At 68.9% G+C, this 6,006-nt stretch carries 4 protein-coding genes; 1 reads left to right on the top strand and 3 read right to left on the bottom strand.

Translation table 11 applies throughout. The features are described 5' to 3' along the window. The first annotated feature begins 212 nt into the window (after nt 1–212). Complete coding sequence (locus tag GRC12_RS15925; protein ID WP_208779896.1) at nt 213–740, top strand: hypothetical protein; 528 nt, start codon at nt 213–215, stop codon at nt 738–740. Between the two features lie 70 nt (nt 741–810). On the opposite strand, the gene nuoN is transcribed toward GRC12_RS15925, so the two are convergent. Genes nuoN through nuoL form a run of 3 tightly spaced genes read right to left on the bottom strand, consistent with a single transcriptional unit; the run spans nt 811 to nt 5,992 of the window. Further along, complete coding sequence (nuoN, locus tag GRC12_RS15920) at nt 811–2,469, bottom strand: NADH-quinone oxidoreductase subunit NuoN (protein WP_208779895.1); 1,659 nt, start codon at nt 2,467–2,469, stop codon at nt 811–813. Beyond that, nucleotides 2,466–4,040: an NADH-quinone oxidoreductase subunit M gene (locus tag GRC12_RS15915; protein ID WP_208779894.1), complete on the bottom strand. Its 1,575-nt coding sequence runs from the start codon at nt 4,038–4,040 to the stop codon at nt 2,466–2,468. The genes nuoN and GRC12_RS15915 overlap by 4 nt, the downstream gene beginning before the upstream one ends. A gap of 5 nt (nt 4,041–4,045) precedes the next feature. Further along, on the bottom strand, nt 4,046–5,992 hold the full coding sequence (gene nuoL, locus GRC12_RS15910; RefSeq protein WP_208779893.1) for an NADH-quinone oxidoreductase subunit L: 1,947 nt from the start codon (nt 5,990–5,992) through the stop codon (nt 4,046–4,048). Between the last annotated feature and the right edge of the window lie 14 nt (nt 5,993–6,006).

The following is a 6,006-nucleotide window of genomic DNA, read 5'->3' as shown; positions in this document are numbered from 1 at the left end:
CCCATAGTCCTGTCCCCCGTACGTCGTCCCTCGACCACTGCCCCACGATAGGGGCCCGGACCGACAGCGCCGGAGTTATCCACAGGCTGTGCCCGGCGAGCCCGGCGTCAGCCCAATGGCTCTGGTCGCATGGCGCGCTCCCGGCGGCCGGGACATGCTGCTCGGGCGGGACGGGGGTGGCCCGCCCATCCCCGAGCACAAGGAGCACCGCGATGTCCCCTCGGCCCCTCAAGGCCGCCATCACCGTGGCGATGGCCGCTGCCTTCTCGCTGGCCGCCGTGCCCGCCCAGGCCGACACCGACCCCTCCGTCTGGACCGATCTCATCGACACGTACAACGCGACGGCCCAGTACGCCTACGAGGGCCTCGCCAAGGACGGTGACTTCGTCCCGCTGGGCGGGTGCTACGCCACCACCGCGGGGGGCGTGGGCTACCACTACGTCAACAAGGCGAACATCGGCTCACTCGATCCGGCGAAACCCGCGGCGCTGGTCTACGCGGACAAGGTCGCCGACGACTTCGACTTCGTGGACACGGACGAGGTCGGCGCCGACCGCAAGCTGGTCGCGGTGGAGTGGATCGTCAAGGACACGGGGCAGGCCACGCCGACGCTGTTCGGCCAGACCTTCCAGAAGAACCCGGTCTCCGGTTACTACACCCTCCACGCGTGGATCTACCAGCCCAACGACAACGGGCTCTTCTCGGCGTACAACCCCGACGTCACGTGCGCGACCACCTGACCAGGCATGCGCGAAGGCCCCGGCCACCCCGCATGGGGGGAACCGGGGCCTTGTGCGTGCCCCTCGCGGGTCAGCGCACGAACACGCCCGCCTGGCTCGCCAGGTCCAGGAAGTACTGCGGTGCGATACCGAGGACCAGCGTGACCACCACACCGAGCCCGATGGCGGTCATCGTCAGCGGGGACGGCACGGCGACCGTGGGGCCCTCGGGCCTGGGCTCGCTGAAGAACATCAGCACGATCACGCGGATGTAGAAGAAGGCAGCGATGGCGGACGAGATCACACCGATCACGACCAGCAGCGCCGCGCCGCCCTCCGCCGCCGCCTTGAACACGGCGAACTTCCCCGCGAAGCCGGAGGTCAGCGGGATACCGGCGAAGGCCAGCAGGAACACCGCGAACACGGCCGCCACCAGCGGTGAACGGCGGCCGAGTCCGGCCCACTTGGACAGGTGGGTGGCCTCGCCGCCCGCGTCGCGCACCAGGGTGACGACGGCGAAGGCGCCGATGGTCACGAAGGAGTACGCGGCCAGGTAGAACAGGACGGACGAGACGCCGTCCTTCGAGGTCGCGATGACACCCGCGAGGATGAATCCCGCGTGCGCGATCGAGGAGTACGCCAGCAGCCGCTTGATGTCCGTCTGGGTGATCGCGACGATCGCGCCGCCCAGCATGGTGACGATCGCTACGGCCCACATGACCGGCCGCCAGTCCCAGCGCAGGCCGGGCAGGACGACGTACAGCAGGCGCAGCAGCGCGCCGAAGGCCGCCACCTTCGTCGCCGCCGCCATGAACCCGGTCACCGGGGTCGGGGCGCCCTGATAGACGTCCGGCGTCCACATGTGGAACGGGACGGCGCCCACCTTGAACAGCAGCCCCATGACGATCATCGCGCCGCCGACCAGCAGCAGCGCGTCGTTGCCCATGGTGTCCGCCAGCGCCGGGTCGACGTTGGTGACCGTGCCGTCGACGACCCGCGCGATCGTGCCGTAGGACACCGAGCCCGCGTACCCGTACAGCAGCGCGATGCCGAACAGCGTGAACGCCGAGGCGAAGGCGCCGAGCAGGAAGTACTTGACCGCGGCCTCCTGCGACATGAGCCGCTTGCGGCGGGCCAGGGCGCACAGCAGGTAGAGCGGGAGGGAGAAGACCTCCAGGGCCACGAAGAGGGTCAGCAGGTCGTTGGCCGAGGGGAAGACCAGCATTCCGGAGACCGCGAACAGCAGCAGCGGGAACACCTCGGTGGTGGTGAACCCGGCCTTCACGGCCGCCTTCTCGCTGTCGCTGCCCGGCACGGACGCGGCCTGCGCGGCGAAGGAGTCGACCCGGTTGCCGTGTGCCGCCGGATCCAGGCGCCGCTCGGCGAAGGTGAACAGGCCGACCAGGCCGGCCAGCAGGATCGTGCCCTGCAGGAACAGGGACGGTCCGTCGACCGCGATCGCGCCCATCGCCGCGATGTGCGCCTTGGTGGTGCCGTATCCGTCGGCCGCGAGCGCCACGACCGCCGCGAAGGCGGCGACGAGCGCGACGGCGGAGACGAACACCTGGGCGTGGTAACGCGACCTGCGCGGCACGAACGCCTCGATCAGTACCCCGACGATCGCCGCGCCCACGACGATCAGGGTGGGCGACAGCTGCCCGTACTCGATCTTCGGCGCGTTGATCTTCGAGATCGGTTCGGCCGCCGTTGCCGCCGTTGTCCACAGGCTGTGGACGGCTGCTGCGCTCACTTGGCCACCGCCTCCACCTCGGGCTTGGGGTCCTTCTTGTGTACGTCGGACAGGGTCGACTTCACGGCCGGGTTGACGATGTCCGTCACCGGCTTCGGGTAGACGCCCAGGAAGATCAACAGAACGATCAGCGGAGCGACGACCACCAGCTCACGGGCTCTGAGGTCGGGCATCGCGGAGACCTCCGGTTTCACCGGGCCCGTCATCGTCCGCTGGTAGAGGACGAGGGCGTAGAGCGCGGCGAGGACGATGCCGAAGGTGCCGATGACGCCGATCGCCGGGTAGCGCGTGAAGGTGCCGACCAGGACGAGGAACTCGCTCACGAAGGGCGCGAGTCCCGGCAGGGAGAGTGTGGCCAGCGTGCCGATCAGGAACGTGCCGGCGAGCACCGGGGCGACCTTCTGCACGCCGCCGTAGTCGGCGATGAGCCGCGAGCCGCGCCGGGAGATCAGGAACCCTGCCAGCAGCATCCACGCGGCCGTGGAGATCCCGTGGTTGACCATGTAGAGCGTCGCGCCGGACTGGCCCTGGCTGGTCATCGCGAAGATGCCCATGATGATGAAGCCGAAGTGCGAGATCGACGCGTACGCCACCAGGCGCTTGATGTCCCGCTGGCCGACCGCGAGCAGTGCGCCGTAGACGATGCTGATGAGCGCCAGGACCAGGATCACGGGCGTCGCCCACTTGCTGGCCTCCGGGAAGAGCTGGAGGCAGAAGCGGAGCATCGCGAAGGTGCCCACCTTGTCGACGACCGCCGTGATGAGGACGGCGACCGGGGCGGTGGACTCCTGCATGGCGTTGGGCAGCCAGGTGTGCAGCGGCCACAGCGGCGCCTTCACCGCGAAGGCGAAGAAGAAGCCGAGGAACAGCCAGCGTTCGGTGCTGGTCGCCATGTGCAGCGAGCCGTTCGCGCGGGCCTGGGCGATCTCCTGGAGGCTGAAGTTCCCGGCGACCACGTACAGGCCGATCACCGCGGCCAGCATGATGAGGCCGCCGACCAGGTTGTAGAGGAGGAACTTCACGGCGGCGTACGACCGTTGCGTGGACGCCGCCTCCTCGCCGTGCTCGTGGGCACGGTCCCCGAAGCCGCCGATGAGGAAGTACATCGGGATGAGCATGGCTTCGAAGAAGATGTAGAAGAGGAAGACGTCGGTGGCCTCGAAGGAGATGATCACCATCGCCTCGACGCCCAGGATGAGGGCGAAGAAGCCCTGTGTGGGACGCCAGCGACGGCTTCCGGTCTCCAGCGGGTCGGCGTCGTGCCAGCCCGCGAGGATGATGAACGGGATCAGCAGGGCGGTCAGCGCGATCAGCGCCACCGCGATGCCGTCCACGCCGAGTTCGTAGCGGACTCCGAAGTCCTTGATCCAGGCGTGGGATTCGGTGAGCTGGTAGCGGCCGCCGTCCGGGTCGAAGCGGACCAGGACGGTGACGGCCAGGGCGAGGGTGGCGAGCGAGACGGTCAGCGCCAGCCACTTGGCGGCGGTGCGCCGCGCGGCCGGTACGGCGGCTGTGGCGATCGCGCCGATCGCCGGGAGCACCGCCGTCGCTGTCAGCAGAGGAAAGGACATCGGTATCAGACCGCCCTCATCAGCAGGGTCGCGGCGACGATGATCGCCGCGCCGCCGAACATCGAGACCGCGTAGGAGCGCGCGAAGCCGTTCTGCAGCCTGCGCATGCGTCCGGACAGGCCCCCGACCGAGGCCGCCGTGCCGTTGACGACGCCGTCGACCAGGGTGTGGTCGACGTACACCAGGGAGCGGGTGAGGTGCTCGCCGCCGCGGACCAGGACGACGTGGTTGAAGTCGTCCTGCAGCAGGTCGCGCCGGGCGGCCCGGGTGAGCAGCGACCCGCGCGGGGCGACGGACGGCACCGGGCGGCGGCCGTACATGGCGTACGCGATGCCGACGCCGATGACCAGGCAGACCATCGTCGCGCCGGTGACGGCCCCGGCGCTGACCGGGGAGTCGCCCTCGCTGTGGCCGGTGACGGGCTCCAGCCAGTGCAGGAAACTGTTGTTGATGCTGAAGAGCCCGCCGGCGAAGACCGAGCCGAAGGCCAGCACGATCATCGGGATCGTCATGACCTTCGGGGACTCGTGCGGGTGCGGCTCGGCGTGCTCGCCCCGGTGCTCGGCGGCGGGCTCCGCGCTCGGCGCCTCCGGGGAGCGGGTGGGCCGGTTCTTCCAGCGCTCCTCTCCGAAGAACGTCATCAGCATCACGCGTGTCATGTAGAAGGCGGTGACGGCCGCGCCCACCAGGGCGCAGGTGCCCAGGATCCAGCCCTCGGTGCCCCCCTTGGCGAAGGCGGCCTCGATGATCTTGTCCTTGGAGAAGAAGCCGGACAGGAACGGGAAGCCGATGATCGCGAGGTAGCCGAGGCCGAAGGTGATGAAGGTGATCGGCATGTACTTCCTGAGGCCGCCGTACTTGCGCATGTCGACCTCGTCGTTCATGCCGTGCATGACGGAACCGGCGCCGAGGAAGAGCCCGGCCTTGAAGAAGCCGTGCGTCACCAGGTGCATGATCGCGAAGACGTAGCCGATGGGGCCGAGGCCCGCCGCCAGCACCATGTAGCCGATCTGCGACATGGTCGAACCGGCCAGCGCCTTCTTGATGTCGTCCTTGGCGCAACCGACGATCGCACCGAACAGGAGCGTGACCGCTCCGACCACGACCACCGCCGTCTGCGCGTCCGGCGCGCCGTTGAAGATCACCGCCGAGCGGACGATGAGGTAGACGCCCGCGGTCACCATCGTCGCGGCGTGGATGAGGGCCGAGACCGGGGTCGGGCCCTCCATCGCGTCCCCGAGCCAGGACTGCAGCGGCACCTGGGCGGACTTGCCGCAGGCGGCGAGCAGGAGCATCAGGGCGATGGCGGTGAGCTTGCCCTCCGAGGCGTCCCCCGCGTGGCTGAAGACCGGTCCGAAGGCGAAGGTGCCGAACGTCGTGAACATCAGCATGATCGCGATGGACAGGCCCATGTCGCCGACGCGGTTGACCAGGAAGGCCTTCTTCGCCGCCGTCGCCGCGCTGGGCTTGTGCTGCCAGAAGCCGATCAGGAGGTACGAGGCGAGACCGACGCCCTCCCAGCCGACGTACAGCAGCAGGTAGTTGTCGGCGAGGACCAGGAGCAGCATCGCCGCGAGGAACAGGTTCAGATAGCCGAAGAAGCGGCGGCGGCGCTCGTCGTGCTCCATGTACCCGACCGAGTACAGGTGGATCAGCGAGCCGACGCCGGTGATCAGCAGGACGAATGTCATCGAGAGCTGGTCGAGGCGGAAGGTGACGTCCGCCTGGAAGCTCTCGACGGGGATCCACGTCCACAGGTGCTGGATCAGGGTGCGGTGTTCGGCGTTCTTGCCGAGCAGGTCGGCGAAGAGGATCACGGCGAACACGAAGGAGAGGGTCGACATCAGGACGCCGATCCAGTGGCCGACGGCATCGAGCCGCCGGCCGCCGCACAGCAGTACGGCCGCTCCGAGCAGTGGCGCCGCCACCAGCAGCGCAATCAGGTTCTCCACGATTCAGCGACCCC

Source organism: Streptomyces griseorubiginosus (genome assembly GCF_017614965.1).
GTDB classification, from domain to species: Bacteria; Actinomycetota; Actinomycetes; order Streptomycetales; family Streptomycetaceae; genus Streptomyces; species Streptomyces griseorubiginosus_B.
The sequence above is the reverse complement of the archived record's forward strand: the minus strand, read 5'-3'. Positions and strand labels throughout refer to the sequence as shown.

What these genes read in the sequence shown, in the direction of transcription:
- GRC12_RS15925 (WP_208779896.1), top strand. Translation starts at nt 213, where the DNA reads ATGTCCCCTCGGCCCCTCAAGGCCGCCATCACCGTGGCGATGGCCGCT.
- GRC12_RS15915 (WP_208779894.1), bottom strand. Translation starts at nt 4,040, where the DNA reads ATGTCCTTTCCTCTGCTGACAGCGACGGCGGTGCTCCCGGCGATCGGC.